General features: G+C 50.4%; 22 protein-coding genes and 3 tRNA genes. 13 read left to right on the forward strand and 12 right to left on the reverse strand.

Annotation, left to right across the window (positions count from 1 at the left end):
- Window positions 1–75 precede the first annotated feature (75 nt).
- From D9597_RS04125 to holD, 8 genes are all read right to left on the reverse strand, one after another.
- A complete protein-coding gene (locus tag D9597_RS04125) occupies window positions 76–855 on the reverse strand; it encodes a metal-dependent hydrolase (protein WP_130221688.1) in 780 nt (259 codons plus the stop codon).
- Window positions 852–1,925 (reverse strand): patatin family protein, encoded by a 1,074-nt coding sequence (locus tag D9597_RS04130; protein ID WP_130221689.1) that lies wholly within the window; start codon window positions 1,923–1,925, stop codon window positions 852–854. The genes D9597_RS04125 and D9597_RS04130 overlap by 4 nt, the downstream gene beginning before the upstream one ends.
- Window positions 1,926–2,046: 121 nt before the next feature.
- Window positions 2,047–2,208 (reverse strand): DUF1328 family protein, encoded by a 162-nt coding sequence (locus D9597_RS04135; protein WP_000490275.1) that lies wholly within the window; start codon window positions 2,206–2,208, stop codon window positions 2,047–2,049.
- A gap of 126 nt (window positions 2,209–2,334) precedes the next feature.
- Window positions 2,335–2,940 carry a molecular chaperone OsmY gene (gene osmY / locus D9597_RS04140; protein ID WP_001295748.1) on the reverse strand — a complete coding sequence of 202 codons (606 nt, stop codon included), beginning with the start codon at window positions 2,938–2,940 and terminating at the stop codon, window positions 2,335–2,337.
- 402 nt (window positions 2,941–3,342) lie between these two features.
- The gene (prfC, locus tag D9597_RS04145) at window positions 3,343–4,932 is read right to left on the reverse strand and encodes a peptide chain release factor 3 (RefSeq protein WP_130204770.1); all 1,590 of its coding nucleotides are present in this window, start codon (window positions 4,930–4,932) and stop codon (window positions 3,343–3,345) included.
- 90 nt (window positions 4,933–5,022) lie between these two features.
- A complete protein-coding gene (gene yjjG / locus D9597_RS04150) occupies window positions 5,023–5,700 on the reverse strand; it encodes a pyrimidine 5'-nucleotidase (RefSeq protein ID WP_130221690.1) in 678 nt (225 codons plus the stop codon).
- 14 nt (window positions 5,701–5,714) lie between these two features.
- Window positions 5,715–6,161: a ribosomal protein S18-alanine N-acetyltransferase gene (gene rimI, locus D9597_RS04155; protein ID WP_001092450.1), complete on the reverse strand. Its 447-nt coding sequence runs from the start codon at window positions 6,159–6,161 to the stop codon at window positions 5,715–5,717.
- Window positions 6,130–6,543 carry a DNA polymerase III subunit psi gene (gene holD / locus D9597_RS04160; protein ID WP_130204768.1) on the reverse strand — a complete coding sequence of 138 codons (414 nt, stop codon included), beginning with the start codon at window positions 6,541–6,543 and terminating at the stop codon, window positions 6,130–6,132. The genes rimI and holD overlap by 32 nt, the downstream gene beginning before the upstream one ends.
- Window positions 6,544–6,645: 102 nt before the next feature.
- Between holD and rsmC the strand changes: the two genes are divergently transcribed.
- The 4 genes from rsmC to D9597_RS04180 all read left to right on the forward strand — a co-directional run bounded on the left by rsmC (window position 6,646) and on the right by D9597_RS04180 (window position 8,311).
- Window positions 6,646–7,677, forward strand: a complete 1,032-nt coding sequence (gene rsmC, locus D9597_RS04165) for a 16S rRNA (guanine(1207)-N(2))-methyltransferase RsmC (RefSeq protein WP_112915683.1) — start codon at window positions 6,646–6,648, stop codon at window positions 7,675–7,677.
- A gap of 311 nt (window positions 7,678–7,988) precedes the next feature.
- Window positions 7,989–8,075: transfer RNA gene (locus tag D9597_RS04170), tRNA-Leu, on the forward strand.
- A 28-nt stretch (window positions 8,076–8,103) separates the two neighbouring features.
- Window positions 8,104–8,190: transfer RNA gene (locus D9597_RS04175), tRNA-Leu, on the forward strand.
- Window positions 8,191–8,224: 34 nt separating this feature from the next.
- Window positions 8,225–8,311: transfer RNA gene (locus tag D9597_RS04180), tRNA-Leu, on the forward strand.
- A 27-nt stretch (window positions 8,312–8,338) separates the two neighbouring features.
- On the opposite strand, the gene D9597_RS04185 is transcribed toward D9597_RS04180, so the two are convergent.
- Window positions 8,339–8,575 carry a DUF1435 domain-containing protein gene (locus tag D9597_RS04185; protein WP_130221691.1) on the reverse strand — a complete coding sequence of 79 codons (237 nt, stop codon included), beginning with the start codon at window positions 8,573–8,575 and terminating at the stop codon, window positions 8,339–8,341.
- Between the two features lie 140 nt (window positions 8,576–8,715).
- On the opposite strand from D9597_RS04185, the gene fhuF reads away from it, so the two are divergent.
- Complete coding sequence (gene fhuF, locus D9597_RS04190; protein WP_130221692.1) at window positions 8,716–9,504, forward strand: siderophore-iron reductase FhuF; 789 nt, start codon at window positions 8,716–8,718, stop codon at window positions 9,502–9,504.
- Window positions 9,505–9,541: 37 nt separating this feature from the next.
- Here fhuF and bglJ read toward each other — a convergent pair whose 3' ends face one another.
- Together bglJ and D9597_RS04200 are read right to left on the reverse strand one after the other, a co-directional pair.
- Window positions 9,542–10,219 carry a DNA-binding transcriptional activator BglJ gene (bglJ, locus tag D9597_RS04195; protein ID WP_130204762.1) on the reverse strand — a complete coding sequence of 226 codons (678 nt, stop codon included), beginning with the start codon at window positions 10,217–10,219 and terminating at the stop codon, window positions 9,542–9,544.
- A complete protein-coding gene (locus D9597_RS04200; RefSeq protein WP_130216547.1) occupies window positions 10,177–10,902 on the reverse strand; it encodes a response regulator transcription factor in 726 nt (241 codons plus the stop codon). Before D9597_RS04200 ends, bglJ begins: the two co-directional genes overlap by 43 nt.
- A 628-nt stretch (window positions 10,903–11,530) precedes the next feature.
- On the opposite strand from D9597_RS04200, the gene D9597_RS04205 reads away from it, so the two are divergent.
- The 6 genes from D9597_RS04205 to opgB all read left to right on the forward strand — a co-directional run bounded on the left by D9597_RS04205 (window position 11,531) and on the right by opgB (window position 17,240).
- The gene (locus D9597_RS04205; protein WP_130216549.1) at window positions 11,531–12,301 is read left to right on the forward strand and encodes a threonine/serine exporter ThrE family protein; all 771 of its coding nucleotides are present in this window, start codon (window positions 11,531–11,533) and stop codon (window positions 12,299–12,301) included.
- Window positions 12,292–12,765, forward strand: a complete 474-nt coding sequence (locus D9597_RS04210; RefSeq protein ID WP_130204757.1) for a threonine/serine exporter — start codon at window positions 12,292–12,294, stop codon at window positions 12,763–12,765. The genes D9597_RS04205 and D9597_RS04210 overlap by 10 nt, the downstream gene beginning before the upstream one ends.
- A 106-nt stretch (window positions 12,766–12,871) precedes the next feature.
- On the forward strand, window positions 12,872–13,411 hold the full coding sequence (dnaT, locus tag D9597_RS04215; protein ID WP_130221693.1) for a primosomal protein DnaT: 540 nt from the start codon (window positions 12,872–12,874) through the stop codon (window positions 13,409–13,411).
- Between the two features lie 2 nt (window positions 13,412–13,413).
- Complete coding sequence (gene dnaC / locus D9597_RS04220) at window positions 13,414–14,151, forward strand: DNA replication protein DnaC (protein WP_130216555.1); 738 nt, start codon at window positions 13,414–13,416, stop codon at window positions 14,149–14,151.
- A 48-nt stretch (window positions 14,152–14,199) separates the two neighbouring features.
- Window positions 14,200–14,694 carry a DUF2501 domain-containing protein YjjA gene (gene yjjA, locus D9597_RS04225; RefSeq protein WP_130216557.1) on the forward strand — a complete coding sequence of 165 codons (495 nt, stop codon included), beginning with the start codon at window positions 14,200–14,202 and terminating at the stop codon, window positions 14,692–14,694.
- Window positions 14,695–14,948: 254 nt separating this feature from the next.
- Entirely contained in the window at window positions 14,949–17,240 is a 2,292-nt protein-coding gene (gene opgB, locus D9597_RS04230) for a phosphatidylglycerol--membrane-oligosaccharide glycerophosphotransferase (RefSeq protein WP_130221694.1), read from the forward strand.
- Between the two features lie 127 nt (window positions 17,241–17,367).
- On the opposite strand, the gene lgoD is transcribed toward opgB, so the two are convergent.
- Window positions 17,368–18,390, reverse strand: a complete 1,023-nt coding sequence (gene lgoD / locus D9597_RS04235; protein WP_130221695.1) for an L-galactonate oxidoreductase — start codon at window positions 18,388–18,390, stop codon at window positions 17,368–17,370.
- 137 nt (window positions 18,391–18,527) lie between these two features.
- Here lgoD and D9597_RS04240 point away from each other — a divergent pair, with 137 nt between their 5' ends.
- Entirely contained in the window at window positions 18,528–19,442 is a 915-nt protein-coding gene (locus D9597_RS04240; protein WP_130221803.1) for a GntR family transcriptional regulator, read from the forward strand.
- Between the two features lie 214 nt (window positions 19,443–19,656).
- Complete coding sequence (locus D9597_RS04245) at window positions 19,657–21,018, forward strand: MFS transporter (protein ID WP_130221696.1); 1,362 nt, start codon at window positions 19,657–19,659, stop codon at window positions 21,016–21,018.
- Window positions 21,019–21,053: the final 35 nt, after the last annotated feature.

Consider the following 21,053-nt stretch of genomic DNA (forward strand, 5'->3'; position numbering starts at 1 on the left):
ATGATAAGACGCGACAAGCGTCGCATCAGGCATTGTGCGCCAACTGCCGGATGCGGCGTGAACGCCTTATCCGACCTACGGCACGTTAAACAACGTATACGTGTTATTAAGCAACACTTCGGCAATCTCATCCGCGGGTTCCGGGCGTAACTCGCAAAGCACGGCAAACACACGGGCAGCCTGCTCCGGGCGGTTAGGCTGCCCCTGAAAACCGTTGAGCGGCATATCCGGCGCGTCGGTTTCCAGCAACAACGATGCCAACGGTAATTTTGCGATGACATCGCGGGTTTTACTGGCGCGTGGATAGGTGATAGTACCGCCTACGCCAATTTTGTAGCCCAGCTGTACAAACCTCTCGGCCTGTTGCAGGCTGCCGGAAAAACCGTGAACCACGCCAGTGCACGGCAAATCGTGACGCTTAAGATGCATCGCCAGTTTGTCGTGCGTGCGCCGTGAATGAAGGATCACCGGCAGATCGTAGCGTTTCGCCAGTTTCAGTTGTTCGTCGAGCAACCACTGCTGCCTCTCAAATTGCGGATCGTCGCCAAAGAGATCCAGGCCGATCTCCCCCACCGCCACCACCTTCGCCGGACGCCTTTCCAGCGCCTGCTGTAGCTGATCAAGAGACACATCGCTATGTTTTCCCAACATACCAGGATGCAAGCCTAATGCGGCATACAGCGGTTGATAATTTTCCGCCAGCGCCAACACGCGGGCAAAATTTTCCGCCTCTGTCGCCGGAACAATGATCTTGCCTACGCCCGCTTGTGCCGCGCGTTGCAGGCTGGCCTCTTCATCGCCACTAAACGGCGGGAAATCAAAATGGCAGTGGGTGTCGATAAAACGGCAAATCAAGCCAGATCCTCATTGTTAAATGTCGGGTCGTTCGCCTGCGGAGCGTCGCTCACTTCGGCAACCAGCGTATCGTTGGCGACTGGCGCAGGCGGAATGACTATCGATTCCGGCGTCACCACTGGCACCAGATGGCGGGTAAGTGGCGCTTTTTCAGTTAATAGCTTGCCAACCGTGGCGAGGAAATAACGACCGCATAAACGCCCAAGTTTATAGTCTTCACGCAGCGCCGGAATCCGACTGCCAAGCGCAATACTATGCAATGGCTTCGGCGGATAAATTTCGAATATCCGCAGCTTGCCCGGTGGTTTCTCAATAAATTGCTGAATGTCACGATAGCTGGTTTCATGATGCTGCACCAGATTGACCAGCGGCTGCAGGCTACTGTCACCCAGCCAGCGTTCCATGCGCTTGAACCACTGCGGCGTGTAGTACATTTGTGACGGCACGGTGCGGATGACGACCAACGTTTTTGCTCCCTGCCTTGCCGCCTCTTTAACCGGAATCGCATCACTGATCCCGCCATCCAGGTAGTTAATGCCTTCCAGCGACACTCCGCTACGATAAAAGCCAGGTATCGCACTGGAGGCGCGAATCACATCCAGCCAGTTTTGTTTGGTCGGTAAAAAGTAATTCGGCGCATAGTCGTCCTGACGACAGGCACACATATAAAACGATTTACCGCTCTCAAACAGCCGCGCGGCGGTGTCCATTTGCAACGGCATCTGGCTTGCGGTGGCCTCCACCAGCCAGTCGAGATCGATAAGATTTCCTCCACGGACGAAGCGCACTGGATCGAAAAATTCGCGTTTTGTGGTATAGCGCATGATGACTTTGCGCGCGTAACCGGGCTGATTGCAGATATATGCCGAAAGGTTCTGCGCCCCGGCTGATGTGCCGAGATAAAGATCGAAAGGATTAAACTGCGCGCGCATAAACTCATCCAGCACGCCAGCCGTGAAAATTCCACGCTGCCCGCCGCCTTCGCACACCAGAGCAATTCGTCCAGGCTGGAACGGCCTTAGCGACAACGGCGCAATATTACCAAGCGTTACAGGTATTCGCTGCCCCACCTCTGCCTTCCTGTTTTTGTTGTGAAAGACTGACAAAGTAACGCAATTTATTATTCGCTAAAACCGCAAAAGCCAGTCCGCTGGACTGGCTTTGTATAAAATTTTCTTAATGGTTTGAAATCTAGGGTCGTTTTCGGCCCATAAACAAACTCACCAGGAACAGAATAATCCCGACGACAAAGACAATTTTAGCTGCGCCTGCAGCGGTACCGGCCAGACCACCAAACCCAAGTGCGGCGGCGATTAACGCGATAACCAGAAATATGATGCCCCAACGAAACATAAGCGTCTCCTTTACCATAGTTAATGTCACCGCTTGATATGAGCGTGAAAATCACTCAATGCGATATTTTTAGTGTGGTGCACATCGCGCCTCCCGACAAAGTTCGGGAGAACGAATTACGACGAATTACTTAGTTTTCAGATCATTTTTAACGCTTTTCACACCATCTACCGCTTTGGCGATACTTTCAGCACGGTCGCTTTGTGCCTGGGAATCGACGGTACCGGAGAGCTGAACCACGCCGTCGGTGGTTTCAACTTTCACATGACGGGAAGGGACGATGTCATCCGCCAGCAGTTTGGCTTTGATTTCACTGGTGGTGGCGGTGTCACCCGCATAGCCCTTCACAGAGCCTTCTTTAGCGTCGCGAACGTGCAGTTTGTCGCTGACAGAGGTCACGCCTTCAACGCCTTTCGCCACTTTCACAGCCTCTTCGGCCTGGGCCTGGCTTTCAACGAAACCGCTCAGGGTCACGACTTTTTGATCGGTTTTGACAGAGATATCGGTGCTCTTGATGTTGTCATGATCCACCAGCGCCGCCTTCACTTTCGCGGTGATGGCGCTGTCATCCATGAAATTACCGACTTTATTCATAGAGCTATCGACTTTTTGCCCTGCGCTTTCATTGGTAGTCTGTGCGTTGTTTTCCGCGTAGGCAGAGCCGGTCGCGACGGCAGAGGTCAACATTACAGCCAGCAGAGTTTTCGAAATCTTCAGTCTTGTCATAGTCATCGATTTATTCCTGTATGTTTGCTCGTAATTTGAGCCTGGCAACACGAGGTTGCATTGCTGAATAGGGAGAGACTTCACCCTCTACAGAAGTCAATGGTCGCCATCACAAAAGCGATGGGTGATGAATAACGACCATTACAGCCTCTGAATCAGTTATTAATATCGGTAGAATGACAATCGACGGCTTTAGATACTGATATCTACGCATTGAACGGTATTTAACGTCGTCACAAATGTCATCACTTTGTTAAATATAGATCACAATTTTGAAACCGCTCGCCATATCGACTAAAAAACGCGCAAACATAAGCAAAAGCGAATGTTTTAAGAACATTCCGCAAGCGGCTAATAAGGAAGGGAAATTGACAGGGCGCGGCGGTTTCCGCGCCCTGGAGGCAAGAATTAATGCTCGCGGGTCTGGTGGAACTGAACGTCCGGGTAACGTTCCTGCGCCAGGCGCAGGTTGACCATGCTGGTAGCGATGTAAGCGAGGTTATCGCCGCCATCCAGCGCCAGTTGGCTTTCGTTCTTACGCTTGAACTCTTCGAATTTCTTCGCGTCCGCGCATTCTACCCAGCGGGCGGTGGCGACGTTGACTGACTCATACACCGCTTCGACGTTGTATTCGCTCTTCAGGCGCGATACCACCACATCAAACTGCAGCACACCAACCGCACCAACGATCAGATCGTTGTTGGAGATCGGACGGAACACCTGCACCGCGCCCTCTTCGGAAAGCTGTACCAGCCCTTTGAGCAGCTGTTTTTGCTTCAGCGGATCTTTCAGGCGGATGCGACGGAACAGCTCTGGCGCGAAGTTCGGAATACCGGTGAACTTCATCATCTCACCCTGGGTAAAGGTGTCGCCGATCTGAATAGTGCCGTGGTTGTGCAGACCGAGGATATCGCCCGGATACGCTTCTTCAACGTGCGAACGGTCGCCCGCCATAAAGGTCAGCGCGTCGGAGATCACCACATCTTTCGCGGTGCGCACCTGGCGCAGTTTCATGCCTTTTTCATATTTACCGGACACCACACGCATAAACGCCACGCGGTCACGGTGTTTCGGGTCCATGTTGGCCTGAATTTTAAATACGAAGCCGGTAAATTTGTCTTCGCTCGCTTCTACGGTACGGGTATCGGTCTGACGCGGCATCGGCGCAGGCGCCCACTCCACCAGGCCATCCAGCATATGATCAACGCCGAAGTTCCCCAGCGCAGTACCGAAGAATACCGGAGTGATTTCGCCCGCAAGGAACAATTCTTTGTCGAACTCGTTAGACGCGCCTTTCACCAGTTCCAGTTCGTCACGTAGTTGTTGTGCCAGATCTTCACCGACAGCTGCGTCGAGATCCGGGTTATTCAGCCCTTTAACAATGCGGACTTCCTGAATGGTGTGGCCTTTACCGCTCTGATAGAGATAGGTTTCATCTTTATAAAGGTGGTACACGCCTTTAAACAGCTTGCCGCAGCCAATCGGCCAGGTGATCGGCGCACAACCGATTTTCAGCTCGTTTTCAACTTCATCGAGCAGTTCCATCGGGTCGCGGATATCACGGTCAAGTTTGTTCATGAAGGTGAGGATCGGTGTATCGCGCAGACGGGTAACTTCCATCAGCTTACGGGTACGATCTTCTACACCTTTTGCGGCGTCGATAACCATCAGGCAGCAGTCCACCGCCGTCAGGGTACGATAGGTATCTTCCGAGAAGTCTTCGTGCCCCGGGGTGTCGAGCAGGTTAACCAGGCAATCCTTATAAGGGAACTGCATTACAGACGTAGTAATGGAGATCCCACGCTGCTTTTCCATCTCCATCCAGTCCGACTTAGCGTGCTGGTTGGAACCACGGCCTTTTACTGTACCGGCGGTCTGAATGGCCTGTCCGAACAGCAGCACCTTCTCGGTGATGGTAGTTTTACCGGCGTCCGGGTGAGAAATAATGGCAAAAGTGCGGCGCTTCGCCACCTCTTGCAAATAAGGAGACAACGTCATAATTCTTTCTTCTTGAGTAAGCGGCATCGCGCCGCGCTTGTTGAAAACGAAAAATTGCGGCTATTTTACCCATCAACGGGGGGGAGGCAATCAGTGTTTACACAGGAGCTGCTCCAGTTCGTGCAACGAAGAGACGGTCCAGGTGGGCGCGATGCCTTCTGGTTGCTCGCGATTGTGCGCATTCAGCCAGCAGGTCGCAAGCCCGGCTTTGATGCCACCGAGAATATCGGACTCGGCAGTGTCGCCAACCATCAGCACGCGTGAACGGTCAGGATTGCCTGCCTGTTCCAGCGCATAATCGAAAATTTTCTTATTCGGTTTGGCAACGCCAACTTCTTCGGAAATCACCAGCAAATCGAAGTAATCACGCAGACCCGTGCGTTCCAGACGCACCTGTTGCAAAGCGCTAAAGCCGTTGGTGATGATGCCGATTTTGGCGTTGCCACGAATGGCGTTAAGCAGGGAAACTGCGCCCGGCAGCGGCGTACAGATTTCCGCCATCGCATTAATAAAGGCATCGTTGAGTTTACCCGGCTCGACGTTCAGCCGTTCGGCCCAGCTCTCAAAACGCCCGTGCTGAAGCTGTAATGAAGTGATCGCGCCGTTTTGATAATCCACCCACAGTGGCTTGTTAACGGCCTGATAGTCCTGAAAATCTTCAGCGGTAAAGGTGACGCTGTAATCAAGAAACATCCGCTGCAGGCCGGTGAATGAGTCAAAGGTAAACAGCGTTTCATCGGCATCAAAGAAAATCCAGTCCCACTTCATTATTCCACCTTGTCTTACATACTGATTGGCAACGCCATGATGATGGCGTCTTCGCGACCGTCCGTGGTGGGGTAGTAATTGCGGCGAATCGTCGCCTCGTTAAAGCCTAAACTTTCGTACAGGGCAATGGCGGCAGCGTTTGAGGCACGGACTTCCAGCCAGAGCGTCGCCACGCCGCGTTTTTCCAGTTCGTCGATCAGATGCTCCAGCAGCGCCCTACCCAGCCCCTGACGCTGATAGTCGGGATCGACCGCAATATTGAACAATGTAGCTTCATCCAGCACCACTTGCGTAATCGCAAACGCCGCCATTTTGCCGTTTTGCGTTAACTGAAAGTTGAGATAACGCTCGCCCTGATTGCTGGCAAACGTTTTTTCACTCCACGGAAAGGCGTGGGCGCGTTGTTCAATGTGGAAAGCCGCTGGTAAATCAGTCGTTTCGAGGGAAGAAATCGTGTTCATATGTGCAAATTTGTTGCCATAATGCGGCGCGTGCCGTTGGGTTTGCCCGTAATTCGGTGAGCGCCGGTGATGCCACCTGAGCGCCTTCCAGTGATAGCGGTTCGTCAGTACCCAACCGCCAGCTGTTGCAGCGACTGCCTTGCGGCAGCATCGCGATCCTATCTGGCGTCAGTTGCAGCACTTGATCGGGGCTGACGGTTAATGCACGCAGAACGTCGCTCACCAGTGGATCGGTCAGGGCGGGAAGATCGTTTGCCACCATCACCAGACGGACGTGTGCCGGGATCGCAATGGCAATCTCCCCCTGCAACGCGCCAGGGCGACGCAGCGACCACTGGGTAATGCCCAGTTGCTGTAACTGCCAGTCTCGTCGGGATGTCATAGCGAATCGCTCCTGTTGTCAGGGGCGCAAATATAGCAAATTCGTCGATACCGCGCCAACATATGGCTATAATCGCCGCCAGTATCAATTGAGGAGCATTCCATGTCTGCATTTACCCCGGCAAGTGAAGTCTTGCTGCGTCACAGTGATGATTTCGAACAAAGCCGTATTCTGTTTGCCGGAGACTTACAGGATGAGCTGCCCGCGCGTTTAGATACCGCGGCCAGCCGTGCTCATACCCAGCAATTCCACCACTGGCAGGTGTTAAGCCGCCAGATGGGGGATAACGCCCGTTTTAGTCTGGTCGCCACAGCGGATGATGTCGCAGATTGCGATACGCTGATTTACTACTGGCCGAAGAATAAACCAGAAGCCCAGTTCCAGTTGATGAATTTACTTTCTCTGCTGCCGGTGGGGACGGATATTTTTGTTGTTGGTGAAAACCGCAGCGGCGTGCGCAGCGCCGAGCAGATGCTGGCCGATTATGCGCCGTTGAATAAAGTCGACAGCGCCCGTCGCTGTGGCCTCTATTTTGGTCGTCTGGAAAAACAGCCGGTATTTGATGCCGATAAATTCTGGGGCGAATACAGCGTCGATGGCCTGACGGTCAAAACGCTGCCTGGCGTGTTTAGCCGCGACGGTCTGGATGTCGGTAGCCAGTTGCTGCTCTCGACGTTAACCCCGCACACGAAAGGTAAAGTGCTGGATGTCGGCTGTGGCGCGGGTGTGCTTTCAGTTGCCTTTGCGCGCCATTCGCCGAAAATTCGTCTCACCTTGTGCGATGTCTCTGCCCCGGCGGTAGAAGCCAGCCGTGCGACGCTTGCGGCCAACGGTGTTGAAGGTGAAGTCTTTGCCAGCAACGTCTTTTCCGAGGTGAAAGGTCGTTTTGATATGATCATCTCCAACCCGCCGTTCCACGATGGGATGCAAACCAGCCTGGATGCGGCGCAAACGCTAATTCGCGGCGCGGTGCGTCATCTTAACAGCGGCGGTGAATTGCGGATTGTAGCGAACGCCTTCCTGCCTTACCCGGATGTGCTGGATGAGACATTTGGCTTCCATGAAGTTATCGCGCAAACCGGGCGCTTCAAGGTGTATCGCGCCATTATGACCCGCCAGGCGAAGAAAGGTTAAATATCTGGCACCTGTCGCCGCATACCGTGCTGGATGCGGCGTGAACGCCTTATACAACCTACAAAACCTGCACGTTAGCCCTTCGTAGGCCAGATAAGACGCGCCAGCGTCGCATCTGGCATCTGCACCCGCAAGCCGTGTCGGATGCGGCGTGAACGCCTTATCTGACCGACAAACGAATTATCCACAATCCGCTGATGGCCATTTTTCCAGCAATTACACATCAGGCGATAATTAACTATTGACGAAAAGCTGAAAACCACTAGAATGCGCCTCCGTGGTAGCAATTCTTTTTTAAGAATTGATGGTATGCGAAGGTGGCGGAATTGGTAGACGCGCTAGCTTCAGGTGTTAGTGTCCTTTCGGACGTGGGGGTTCAAGTCCCCCCCCTCGCACCAAAAACCACGTTGATATTGCTCGCATTGGGCGAAGGTGGCGGAATTGGTAGACGCGCTAGCTTCAGGTGTTAGTGTCCTTTCGGACGTGGGGGTTCAAGTCCCCCCCCTCGCACCAAACGAGGCGATATCAAAAAAAGTAAGATGACTGTGCGAAGGTGGCGGAATTGGTAGACGCGCTAGCTTCAGGTGTTAGTGTCCTTACGGACGTGGGGGTTCAAGTCCCCCCCCTCGCACCAATTATCTTTACTTCCTTCCCTGTTTTATCATCCCTGATTCCCGTTCATTATCATCAGCATGATGCCAGCACTAAGCGCCAGGCACGATGGTAGCAAAACGTAATGCCGTAACTGTTTGTGATACAGCATCACCGGCGTCAATACTAATCCCATCAGAATGACAATCCGCCACTGATCCGGCGATAAATCCGCATACATCAGCCCTGCAATCAGCAATCCTGGCAGCAACACTCCCCAGCCACTGCCCAGCATACGTTGCAACATGGTTTGATCTCTTTCATTGATAATGATAACCAATATCATATGATAATTTTTATCATTTGCAAGCCAGAGAAATCCCTTGCTATCGGGTAAACCTATCGCTAGGATTAGCAATCATTATCATTTAGATTACTATCACGATTATGGCCTATCGTTCCGCACCGCTCTATGAAGATGTTATCTGGCGAACGCATCTCAAGCCGCAAGATCCCACGCTTGCACAAGCGGTTCGCGCGACGATCGCCGAACATCGTCAACATTTGCTGGAGTTTATCCGTCTGGATGAACCCGCCCCGCTTAGTGCCATGACGCTGGCGCAATGGTCCTCTCCCAATGCGCTAAGTTCTCTACTGGCGGTCTATTCCGATCATATCTACCGCAATCAACCAATGATGATCCGCGAGAACAAACCGCTGATCTCACTGTGGGCGCAATGGTATATCGGCCTGATGGTGCCGCCATTAATGCTGGCGCTGCTGACGCAGGATAAAGCGTTAGATGTGTCGGCGGAACATTTCCACGTTGAGTTTCACGAAACCGGTCGTGCTGCCTGTTTCTGGGTCGATGTGTGTGAAGATAAAAACGCAACATCACATTCGCCACAGCAGCGAATGGAAACGTTAATCAGCCAGGCGCTGGTTCCGGTTGTGCAGGCATTAGAAGCGACAGGTGAAATTAACGGCAAACTTATCTGGAGTAATACCGGTTATTTGATTAACTGGTATCTGACCGAGATGAAGCAGTTGCTTGGCGAGGCGTTAGTTGAATCGCTCCGCCATGCCCTGTTCTTTGAGAAAACGCTCTCCAGCGGCGAAGATAATCCATTATGGCGCACAGTCGTGCTGCGCGACGGCCTGCTGGTGCGCCGCACCTGTTGCCAGCGTTATCGCTTACCGGATGTGCAACAGTGTGGGGATTGCACGCTGAAATAAGCACACTGCCGGGAGGATAAACCCGGCATTAAGTAGATTAATATGGATGCAACACATTACTTGTTTCTGAAATCCGCATACATAACAGAATATCTGCCGCCTCAAGCAATCCGGCATCAGAACTGACACCCAGTTTCGACATCACATTAAATTTATGCGCGCGGATCGTTTTTATATTGCGTTTAAGCTGTTCAGCAATTTGCGTCATTGAGTAGCCACGCGACATAAACCGTAATATTTCCCTCTCCGTCGGGCTCAGCGTCCGGCTTTGATTAATATACCACTGGTTGTTCAGTCGATCGGTCGCCTGACGTACGCCATTTAATGACAGAAACAGCTCCTGGTGAAAAACATCCAGTGTTGATGCTTTACTTAACACACCATCCAAAGGAGAAGGCGATAATGAGCCAATCAACCGCGCTTCAATATCATCATCCGCAATAACCAAACGCCGGGTACGTGGAAATTTGATTGCCAGCTCAGTCAGACAAGATAATCCCTCCCTGCGCTCAGTTCTCATGGCAGAAAAAGAAAAAATGACCGCCGCAAATGAAACCCGCGACATAGCATCCTGAAAAGCCTCCTGGCTGGTGTACGTATAGAGTTTATAAGGATTACCCGCAAACTTTCTGAATAAACTCTCAATACCGATACTGCTCATGACGCACTTTTCTATGAGTGCGACATTTCTCTTCTTAATTCGGTTGTGTTCCATTCCGCGGCATCTCCATAAACAGAAGGCAAGTTAAGTTCCCTTGCCCCCTGTGCGCTATTAATCCATGCATACATCTCAGCGTTACTGTGAATTGCCAGCCGACGCATCGCACTGTTTTTTTGTGCGCTGATGGTTTTATTGCTTTTCTTAAGCAATGAAGCTATTTGGTTGATGCCCCATCCTTTACCTAACAGCCGCAGTACCTTGCGTTCAGAAAGGGTAAGAATCACGGTGCGATAACCAAATTCCTGAATTTCCGGCATTGCAGGCGAAGTCAGCATGGCGCTGATGCGATCTGCATGGACATTGCCGGAACGAACGGTCTTGACCAGATTCTCAATGGGCTCGATATCGGACAGTAACGTCGCAGTTGGACACATAAGCAGCTCCACCGCCTGAGAGTACCAGGCTCGCGAAACCATGAAAACCCAATGAATTTCCCGGTATTGTGAGATCAATGAATAGTAATGTTCACAAACAGAACGCGGGTCTTCTGTTTGTCCGGCTAAATCGGCAATAACTAACCCAGCCCGACGTAATTGTAATATGGTCAGCTCCTCCGCAGAGGTGCTACTCGTTATATCGTATTCAGGGAGATGGGTCCTCATGACCTCTTTTAACCCTGCCTGCATAACGGGTATTTTACTGATAACAATTCCATTTTTGCAGCATCCTGGCAACATATATCCTCCACATCCACTGTCTATAAATTATGATGGTTTATTCAGAATATTCATCCTTTAAATAATTCCAATAAATTAATAGATTCAGCGAATAATTTATCCTTAGCATTCACTTCATATCAGTTTACCCCAGCCACACAAAAAATCCTTTGTATGTTTCAGGAGACTAGCATCAAATAATAACCTGGAAAAATACCTCTGACACATTTAAAATATCTAAATTATGTTGTTAGAAATACTTAATCAACATCCTCAAAATCAATCAGTTTAAGATATCATTTAAAATAACGAATAAAAGTTAAATGAAACGCCTTTAGCCAGAATATCAAGAAAAAAACCAATAAAAACTGAAGTGTATTTCTTACCAGAAACCGAAAAAAATGATTTCACCGGCCATTACTCAAACGCGTAAAAACAAAACAATAAATTCATTTTAATGATAATATTCATGGAATTATTTATTCCACTCAAAACTTGCACCGTTTCCCTTCCGCGAACTCATCACCGCAACCAGGATTAATCAGCGCAATTTTGATCTTAACCAACGTCAAAACAGCCATGCTTCGTGATACAAAAGGGTTCTCATTTTTTGAAAAATACGCAACGCGTCTATGACAAAGGGCGAGTTATGCAAACAGAGCAACAGCGAGCCGTTACACGGCTATGTATCCAGTGCGGATTATTTCTTTTACAGCACGGGGCGGAGAGCGCGCTGGTTGACGAGCTTTCTTCACGACTGGGTCGGGCGTTAGGGATGGACTGCGTTGAAAGCTCCATCTCTTCCAATGCTATCGTACTGACCACCATTAAAGATGGTCAATGTCTGACATCTACGCGCAAAAACCACGATCGCGGCATTAATATGCATATGGTTACTGAGGTACAACACATTGTGATTCTGGCGGAACATAAGCTGCTGGATTACAAAGGTGTTGAGAAACGTTTTAGCCAAATACATCCCCTGCGCTATCCGCGTTGGCTGGTCGCTTTGATGGTGGGACTCTCTTGCGCCTGTTTCTGTAAACTGAATAACGGTGGTTGGGATGGGGCGTTGATTACATTCTTCGCCAGTATGATCGCCATGTATATCCGCCAGCTACTGGCACAACGCCACCTCCATCCACAAATAAACTTTTGCATCACTGCCTTCGCCGCCACCACAATTTCTGGCCTCCTTCTACAACTTCCGACATTCAGTCATACGCCTACTGTGGCAATGGCGGCCAGTGTTCTTTTACTGGTGCCGGGTTTTCCGTTGATAAATGCTGTAGCCGATATGTTTAAAGGTCATATAAATACCGGACTGGCACGCTGGGCGATTGCCAGCCTGCTGACACTGGCAACCTGCGTTGGCGTGGTGATGGCACTCACAATTTGGGGGCTACGCGGATGGGTGTAATCGAATTTCTATTAGCATTAGCGCAGGATATGATTCTCGCGGCAATCCCAGCGGTCGGCTTTGCGATGGTGTTCAACGTGCCAATCCGGGCATTACGCTGGTGTGCGCTGCTTGGCGCGATGGGTCATGGTTCGCGAATGATTTTAATGACTACCGGACTCAATATTGAGTGGTCGACGTTTATGGCTTCGCTACTGGTCGGCACCATTGGTATTCAGTGGTCGCGCTGGTATCTGGCGCACCCGAAAGTCTTTACCGTGGCGGCTGTCATTCCGATGTTCCCGGGCATCCCGGCGTATACTGCAATGATTTCAGCGGTAAAAATCAGTCAGTTAGGTTACAGCGAACCGTTAATGATTACCCTGTTAACTAACTTTCTTACCGCTTCATCAATTGTTGGCGCGTTATCCATCGGTCTTTCCGTTCCTGGATTGTGGTTGTACCGCAAGCGCCCCCGCGTATAAAATTGCCTCGCTTAAAGCACATGGATGAGAGGCTGCCTGGCCTCATCCGTGTGTTACTATAAAAGTAATCTCCCTTCTCGTTCATCGTTCCATATTGAGAAACAGTATGTCTTCCAGAGTTTTGACCCCGGACGTCGTTGGTATTGACGCCCTGGTACACGATCACCAAACCGTTCTGGCAAAAGCAGAAGGCGGCATGGTTGCCGTATTTGCCAACAATGCCCCGGCGTTTTATGCCGTTACGCCCGCGCGTCTTGCTGAACTGCTGGCGTTGGAAGAAAAACTGACGCGTCCGGGAAGTGACGTGGCCCTGGACGATCAACTCTATCAGGAACCGCAAGCCGCCCCCGTTGCCGTACCCATGGGCAAATTCGCCATGTACCCAGACTGGCAACCCGATACCGACTTTATCCGTCAGGCGGCATTATGGGGCATGGCGCTAAAAGAGCCGGTGACTGCCGAAGAACTGGCGTCATTTATTGCTTACTGGCAGGCGGAAGGCAAAGTCTTCCATCATGTGCAGTGGCAACAAAAACTGGCGCGCAGCCTGCAAATAGGTCGTGCCAGCAATGGCGGATTAACGAAACGAGATGTGAACACAGTCAGTGAACCTGACAGCCAAATTCCACCGGGATTCAGAGGGTAACGATGAAAAACGTTGGCGACCTGATGCAACGTCTGCAAAAAATGATGCCAGCCCATATCAAACCCGCCTTCAAAACGGGTGAAGAACTTCTGGCATGGCAGAAAGAACAAGGGGCGCTCCGCGCCGCCGCTCTTGAGCGCGAGAATCGGGCGATGAAAATGCAGCGAACCTTTAACCGCTCTGGCATTCGTCCACTGCATCAAAACTGCTCCTTTGAGAACTATCGTGTTGAGTGCGAAGGGCAGATGAATGCGTTGAGCAAAGCGCGCCAGTATGTCGAAGAGTTCGACGGCAACATCGCCAGCTTTATCTTTTCTGGCAAGCCGGGAACTGGCAAAAACCATCTGGCGGCGGCAATCTGCAACGAACTGCTGCTACGCGGTAAATCCGTATTGATCATCACCGTGGCCGATATTATGTCGGCGATGAAAGATACCTTCAGAAATAGCGGTACCAGCGAAGAACAACTGCTTAACGATCTGAGCAACGTTGATCTGCTGGTGATCGATGAGATCGGCGTGCAGACCGAATCGAAATACGAAAAAGTGATCATCAACCAGATCGTCGATCGCCGCTCTTCTTCCAAACGCCCGACCGGGATGCTGACCAACAGCAATATGGAAGAGATGACCAAGTTACTGGGCGAACGCGTTATGGATCGTATGCGCCTGGGTAACAGTCTGTGGGTTATTTTTAACTGGGAAAGCTATCGTAGCCGGGTAACGGGTAAAGAGTATTAATCCTCCTTTCCGGCGCTATACTGCGACACAATTCCACCTTGAGTAATGATGATGAAAACTATTAAACACCTTCTGTGCTGTGCAATTGCCACCAGCGCATTAATTTCCACCGGGGTGCATGCCGCGTCCTGGAAAGATGCGCTTTCCAGCGCCGCCAGCGAGTTAAGCAACCAAAACAGCACCACACAGGAAGGCGGTTGGTCGCTCGCCTCATTAACTAATCTGCTTAGTAGTGGCAACCAGGCGTTAAGCGCAGACAACATGAACAATGCCGCAGGCATTTTGCAATACTGCGCGAAGCAAAAGCTGGCTTCAGTTACCGATGCGGAAAATATCAAAAATCAGGTCCTGGAGAAGCTGGGCCTGAACAGCGAAGAGCAGAAAGAAGATACCAACTATCTGGATGGCATTCAGGGTTTGCTAAAAACCAAAGATGGTCAGCAGCTTAATCTGGACAACATCGGTACGACGCCTTTGGCTGAAAAGGTAAAAACCAAAGCCTGCGATCTGGTGTTAAAGCAAGGTCTGAACTTTATTTCCTGATCCGCATAACGCCGCGTTTTAGCTATTAACAAGCTAACGCGGCCCTTCCCCGCTCTTTTCCCTGTTTCTGGACGTCTTTCCCTCTGTTACACGGGAAGCTTTCTTGCGCAAAAAAGTCTGTTTATAAACTAATTCCTAACAACATCGCATTTTTTTGACACTAGAATTGCAGCTATATGGCAGCACCATTACATTGTGTTTCTCAAAAAATCTTAAACATCGGCTAACCGGCCTGTTTTAGTGAGGATCGCCCGTTGTCAGAACTATTCTCTTTCGCCCTATTTCTCGCCTCTGTGCTGATCTACGCATGGAAAGCGGGACGTAACACCTGGTGGTTTGCCGCCACGTTAACGGTACTGGGGTTATTTGTCGTTTTAAACATTACCCTGTTTGCCAGTGACTATTTTACTGGCGACGGCATTAACGACGCGGTGCTCTATACCTTAACTAACAGCCTGACCGGTGCTGGCGTCAGCAAATATATCCTGCCGGGAGTTGGTATCGTGCTGGCACTGGCGGTAGTTTTCGGCGCGCTGGGCTGGATCCTACGCCGACGCCGTCATCATCCTCACCATTTTGGCTACAGCCTGCTGGCGCTCTTACTGGCGCTGGGTTCTGTGGACGCCAGCCCGGCGTTTCGCCAGATAACGGAGCTGGTAAAATCCCAGTCACGCGACGGCGATCCTGACTTTGCGGCTTATTATAAAGAACCGTCGAAAACCATCCCTGCCCCCAAACTTAACCTGGTTTATATCTATGGTGAGAGTCTGGAGCGGACCTATTTTGATAACGACGCTTTTCCAGACCTCACTCCCGAACTGGGCGCACTGAAAAATGAAGGGCTGGATTTCAGTCATACTCAACAACTGCCAGGAACGGATTACACTATCGCGGGCATGGTGGCGTCTCAGTGCGGGATTCCACTGTTTGCCCCGTTTGAAGGTAACGCCTCTGCCTCGGTTTCCAGCTTCTTCCCGCAGAACATCTGTCTTGGCGATATCCTGAAAAACTCCGGTTATCAGAACTATTTTGTGCAAGGGGCTAACCTGCGTTTTGCGGGTAAAGATGTGTTCCTGAAATCACACGGTTTCGACCATTTGTATGGTGCAGAAGAGCTGAAAAGTGTGGTGGCGGATCCGCATTATCGCAACGACTGGGGATTCTACGACGATACCGTGCTGGATGAAGCGTGGAAAAAGTTTGAAGAGCTTTCCCGCTCTGGTCAGCGATTCTCACTGTTTACTCTGACGGTCGATACCCATCACCCGGATGGTTTTATCTCTCGCACCTGCAACCGCAAAAAATATGATTTTGACGGTAAGCCGAATCAATCATTCAGCGCGGTAAGTTGCAGCCAGGAGAACATCGCGACGTTTATCAATAAAATCAAAGCGTCACCGTGGTTTAAAGATACCGTCATCGTCGTCTCATCTGACCATTTAGCGATGAACAACACGGCGTGGAAATACCTTAATAAACAGGATCGTAACAACCTGTTTTTCGTCATCCGTGGCGATAAGCCACAGCAAGAGACGCTGGCGGTGAAGCGCAACACCATGGATAACGGCGCTACAGTGCTGGATATTCTTGGTGGCGATAACTTTATCGGCCTTGGGCGTAGTAGCCTCTCTGGTCAATCCATGTCGGAAGTGTTCCTCAACATTAAAGAGAAAGTGCTGGCGTGGAAGCCCGATATCATTCGTCTGTGGAAATTCCCCACCGAGATGAAAGAGTTCACCATCGATCAGAATAAAAACATGATCGCCTTCTCGGGTACCCATTTCCGTCTGCCGCTGCTGTTACGCGTGTCGGATAAACGTGTGGAACCACTGCCAGAAAGCGAATATTCTGCACCACTTCGTTTCCAGTTGGCCGATTTCGCTCCGCGCGACAATTTCGTCTGGGTTGATCGCTGCTACAAGATGGCGCAGCTATGGGCGCCAGAGTTGGCTCTCTCCACTGACTGGTGTGTTTCCCAGGGGCAGCTTGGTGGTCAGCAAATTGTTCAACATGTTGATAAAACGACGTGGAAGGGCAAAACCACATTTAAAGATACCGTCATCGATATGGAACGCTACAAAGGCAATGTCGATACGCTGAAGATTGTCGATAACGATATTCGCTACAAAGCCGACAGTTTCATTTTTAACGTCGCGGGTGCACCGGAAGAAGTGAAACAGTTTAGCGGGATTTCCCGTCCGGAGTCGTGGGGCCGCTGGTCCAACGCGCAGCTGGGCGATGAAGTAAAAATCGAGTACAAGCATCCGCTGCCGAAGAAATTTGACCTGGTGATTACCGCCAAAGCATATGGTAATAACGCCAGCCGTCCCATTCCGGTCCGCGTAGGCAACGAAGAACAAACCATCATGCTGGACAATGAAGTGACCACCACCACGCTGCATTTCGAGAACCCAACCGATGCCGACACGCTGGTAATTGTTCCGCCAGAACCTGTCTCAACCAACGAAGGGAATATCCTCGGACACTCGCCGCGTAAGCTCGGCATTGGCATGGTGGAAATTAAAGTGGTGGCGCGTGAAGGATAATTCCTGACTGATTTGTAGGTCGCATAAGGTGCGACCTACACGCCTTCTCCGACCTACAACACATTATTAAGAAACAGAAAAAACAGCGCCCAACATTTCCCCGGGCGCTGCATGGCAACTCGCATTATCAGAAAGTAATCACGCCCTTAATCAACTCACGATTGTTAATCACATCGCGCTCATAGATTTCTGCCAGCGTGGCGAATGGATAGCGATGGGTTAACATCATGTCGGCAGTAATTTTCCCTTCCGCCATCAGCCGCCCGACTTTCGCGAAATCTTCCGGCGTGGCATTTCGGCTACCCATCATCGTCGTTTCTTTTTTATGGAATTCCGGATCGGAGAACTGCAACTCGCCTTTAAACAGACCGACAAATACCACCGTGCCGCCATGACGAATCAGATTAACGGCGTTATTCATCGCATGTTGATTACCTGTCGCGTCGATCACTTTCTGCGCCAGCGAACCACCAAACTGCGCTCGCAGCTGCGCGTCAAAATCCTCGGCTGACGGGTCCAGCACGGGTAACTCCAGACGCGTTGCCACATGCTCACGCCGCGCCGGACTGGTATCCGCCACCACCACCTGTGCGCCATCGGCTTTAGCGATTGCTGCCGCGCCCAGACCAATTGGTCCCGCCCCGACCACCAGCACCTGCTCACCTGGCGCAATTGCTGCGCGACGAACCGCATGAGCGCTAATAGCGAAAGGTTCAATCAACGCTGCCGCCTGCGGATCAATACCATCCGCAGGCAAAATGTTCGCCACCGGCACGCTCAAATACTCACTAAAACCGCCATCCTGATGCACGCCAATGACCGAAATTTTTTCACAGCAATTGGTGCGACCGCTTTTACACGCCGGGCATTCCTGACAAGAAATATACGGAATTACCGCAACTTGCTGTCCATTTATAAGATCAGCAATATTTTTTCCCAATCCAACAATCTCCCCACATATTTCATGGCCTAAAACGCGTGGATAACTAAAAAATGGTTGATTCCCCCTCCAGGCATGAATATCGGTACCACAAATTCCGACGGCTTTAATTTTAATTAATGCTTCGTTGTCACCCGGAATAGGTATCTCGCGTTGTTTCCAGATTAATTCTTTCGGCTGCTGACAAATTAAAAATTTCATCGTAGACATGATTCTGTTCTCCATTCTTTGTTGCAATAGATATCAATGAAAATTAAAAATGACAGCAAAACAGAAAATCTATTTTGTGAAAACACACACATAAAAATGTTTTAAATATGGTTTTAATGGACTCACAAGGAGAAAATATGAGTCGTTCGCAAAATTTACGCCACAATGTGATTAACCAGGTCATTGATGATATGGCGCGTGGTCATGTCCCTTCACCACTTCCATCGCAAAGCGCGCTGGCGGAAATGTACAACATCAGTCGCACCACAGTGCGGCATATTCTCAGCCACTTACGCGAATGCGGCGTCCTGACACAGGTCGGAAATGACCATGTTATTACGCGCAAACCTGACTACGATGACGGTTTCGCCTGCACTATCGCTTCAATGAGTGAGCAAAACAAAATGTTTGAACAGGCTTTTTTCACTATGATAAACCAGCGCCAGTTACGCCCTGGGGAAACTTTTTCTGAACTGCAACTGGCGCGAGCCGCGGGTGTCAGCCCGGTGGTAGTGAGGGAATACCTTTTAAAATTCGGTCGGTATAATCTTATTCAAAGCGAAAAACGCGGTCAGTGGTGCATGAAGCAATTCGATCAACCCTACGCCGAGCAGCTGTTTGAACTGCGTGAAATGCTCGAAACACATTCACTTGAGCACTTTCTTGACCTGCCTGATCATGATCCCCACTGGCTGCAGGCGAAAAGCATGCTCGAACGTCATCGCCTACTACGAGACAACATCGGCAATAGCTTTCGTATGTTCTCCCAACTGGACAGAGATTTTCACTCCTTACTGCTTTCAGCTGCCGATAATATCTTTTTTGATCAATCGATTGAGATAATCTCAATCATCTTTCATTTTCACTATCAATGGGACGAAAGCGATCTTAAACAGCGTAATATCATTGCCGTCGATGAGCACATGACCATTCTCAGCGCCTTGATTTGCCGCAGTGACCTGGATGCCACCCTTGCGCTCCGTAACCATTTGAATTCAGCTAAACAATCAATGATTCGCTCCATTAATGAGAACAAACATCATGCTCATTAAGTACGGATTAAAAACAGCAAACTATTAGCGAGTGCACGGTTTTATTAAAAGATAAATACCGGAAAATTTCCACTTACCTATGCTCACAATCAGTCGACTAAAAATGTTTTGTGAGCGGCAGTAAAGTCCTAAAACTTTAACCTGCCATTAATATCAACCTTGCGTAATGCATAATTACGCAAACCAATTAAAATTATAAATACAGGAGTCCGGCGTGGAAAAAGAAAATATCAACCTCGATCCGCATTCTTCGTTTACTGCATCTTCGTTGGCAGATATTCCCGTGCCACCAGATGGATTAGTTCAACGCAGCGCCAGAATTAAACGCATTCAAACCACCGCCATGTTATTATTATTTTTTGCGGCGGTAATCAATTATCTCGACCGCAGTTCGCTGTCGGTAGCAAATTTAACGATTCGTGAAGAACTGGGGTTAAGTGCCACCGAGATCGGCGCTTTGCTCTCCGTGTTTTCACTCGCTTACGGGATTGCGCAACTCCCTTGCGGCCCGCTATTGGATCGCAAAAGCCCGCGACTAATGCTGGGCCTTGGGATGTTCTTCTGGTCACTGTTCCAGGCAATGTCTGGCATGGTGCACAGCTTTACGCAGTTCGTGTTGGTTCGTATCGGTATGGGGATTGGTGAAGCGCCGATGAACCCATGCGGTGTAAAAGTCATTAACGACTGGTTCAACATCAAAGAGCGCGGACGCCCGATGGGCTTCTTCAACGCAGCTTCTACCATTGGCGTAGCCGTAAGCCCACCGATTCTGGCGGCGATGATGCTGGTGATGGGTTGGCGCGGGATGTTTATTACCATTGGTGTGTTGGGTATTTTTCTCGCCATCGGCTGGTATATGCTCTATCGCAACCGCGAGCACGTAGAACTGACTGCCGTTGAACAAGCTTATCTCAATGCTGGTAGCGTCAATGCCTGCCGAGATCCGCTCAGTTCTGCCGAATGGCGCAGCCTGTTCCGTAACCGCACAATGTGGGGAATGATGCTCGGATTCAGTGGCATCAACTACACTGCGTGGCTGTATCTGGCCTGGCTTCCTGGTTACCTGCAAACAGCCTATAACCTGGATTTAAAAAGCACAGGGTTGATGGCGGCTATCCCTTTCCTGTTTGGGGCTGCCGGGATGCTGGTCAACGGTTACGTTACCGACTGGCTGGTCAAAGGGGGAATGGCTCCGATTAAGAGCCGGAAGATCTGCATTATTGCCGGGATGTTCTGTTCTGCCGCCTTTACGCTGGTAGTACCGCAAGCGACAACATCCATGACGGCGGTTCTGCTGATTGGTATGGCACTGTTCTGTATTCACTTTGCCGGAACATCCTGCTGGGGATTGATCCACGTCGCAGTCGCTTCTCGCATGACTGCGTCGGTGGGCAGTATCCAGAACTTTGCCAGCTTCATCTGCGCCTCTTTCGCGCCGATTATTACCGGTTTTATTGTTGATACCACACACTCATTCCATCTGGCACTCATCATCTGCGGTTGCGTCACCGCGGCTGGTGCGCTGGCGTACATCTTCCTGGTTCGTCAGCCGATCAACGACCCACGTAAAGATTAATCTCCCTATGCCCGATAGCATTTTGCTTATCGGGC

Origin of the sequence: Escherichia sp. E13S3 (assembly GCF_004212325.1) — a bacterium.
Classification (GTDB): Bacteria; Pseudomonadota; Gammaproteobacteria; order Enterobacterales; family Enterobacteriaceae; genus Escherichia.

What these genes read in the sequence shown, in the direction of transcription:
- D9597_RS04135 (WP_000490275.1), bottom strand. Translation starts at nt 2,208, where the DNA reads ATGTTTCGTTGGGGCATCATATTTCTGGTTATCGCGTTAATCGCCGCC.
- osmY (WP_001295748.1), bottom strand. Translation starts at nt 2,940, where the DNA reads ATGACTATGACAAGACTGAAGATTTCGAAAACTCTGCTGGCTGTAATG.
- prfC (WP_130204770.1), bottom strand. Translation starts at nt 4,932, where the DNA reads ATGACGTTGTCTCCTTATTTGCAAGAGGTGGCGAAGCGCCGCACTTTT.
- yjjG (WP_130221690.1), bottom strand. Translation starts at nt 5,700, where the DNA reads ATGAAGTGGGACTGGATTTTCTTTGATGCCGATGAAACGCTGTTTACC.
- rimI (WP_001092450.1), bottom strand. Translation starts at nt 6,161, where the DNA reads ATGAACACGATTTCTTCCCTCGAAACGACTGATTTACCAGCGGCTTTC.
- holD (WP_130204768.1), bottom strand. Translation starts at nt 6,543, where the DNA reads ATGACATCCCGACGAGACTGGCAGTTACAGCAACTGGGCATTACCCAG.
- rsmC (WP_112915683.1), top strand. Translation starts at nt 6,646, where the DNA reads ATGTCTGCATTTACCCCGGCAAGTGAAGTCTTGCTGCGTCACAGTGAT.
- D9597_RS04185 (WP_130221691.1), bottom strand. Translation starts at nt 8,575, where the DNA reads ATGTTGCAACGTATGCTGGGCAGTGGCTGGGGAGTGTTGCTGCCAGGA.
- fhuF (WP_130221692.1), top strand. Translation starts at nt 8,716, where the DNA reads ATGGCCTATCGTTCCGCACCGCTCTATGAAGATGTTATCTGGCGAACG.
- bglJ (WP_130204762.1), bottom strand. Translation starts at nt 10,219, where the DNA reads ATGGAACACAACCGAATTAAGAAGAGAAATGTCGCACTCATAGAAAAG.
- D9597_RS04200 (WP_130216547.1), bottom strand. Translation starts at nt 10,902, where the DNA reads ATGTTGCCAGGATGCTGCAAAAATGGAATTGTTATCAGTAAAATACCC.
- D9597_RS04205 (WP_130216549.1), top strand. Translation starts at nt 11,531, where the DNA reads ATGCAAACAGAGCAACAGCGAGCCGTTACACGGCTATGTATCCAGTGC.
- D9597_RS04210 (WP_130204757.1), top strand. Translation starts at nt 12,292, where the DNA reads ATGGGTGTAATCGAATTTCTATTAGCATTAGCGCAGGATATGATTCTC.
- dnaT (WP_130221693.1), top strand. Translation starts at nt 12,872, where the DNA reads ATGTCTTCCAGAGTTTTGACCCCGGACGTCGTTGGTATTGACGCCCTG.
- dnaC (WP_130216555.1), top strand. Translation starts at nt 13,414, where the DNA reads ATGAAAAACGTTGGCGACCTGATGCAACGTCTGCAAAAAATGATGCCA.
- yjjA (WP_130216557.1), top strand. Translation starts at nt 14,200, where the DNA reads ATGATGAAAACTATTAAACACCTTCTGTGCTGTGCAATTGCCACCAGC.
- lgoD (WP_130221695.1), bottom strand. Translation starts at nt 18,390, where the DNA reads ATGTCTACGATGAAATTTTTAATTTGTCAGCAGCCGAAAGAATTAATC.
- D9597_RS04240 (WP_130221803.1), top strand. Translation starts at nt 18,528, where the DNA reads ATGAGTCGTTCGCAAAATTTACGCCACAATGTGATTAACCAGGTCATT.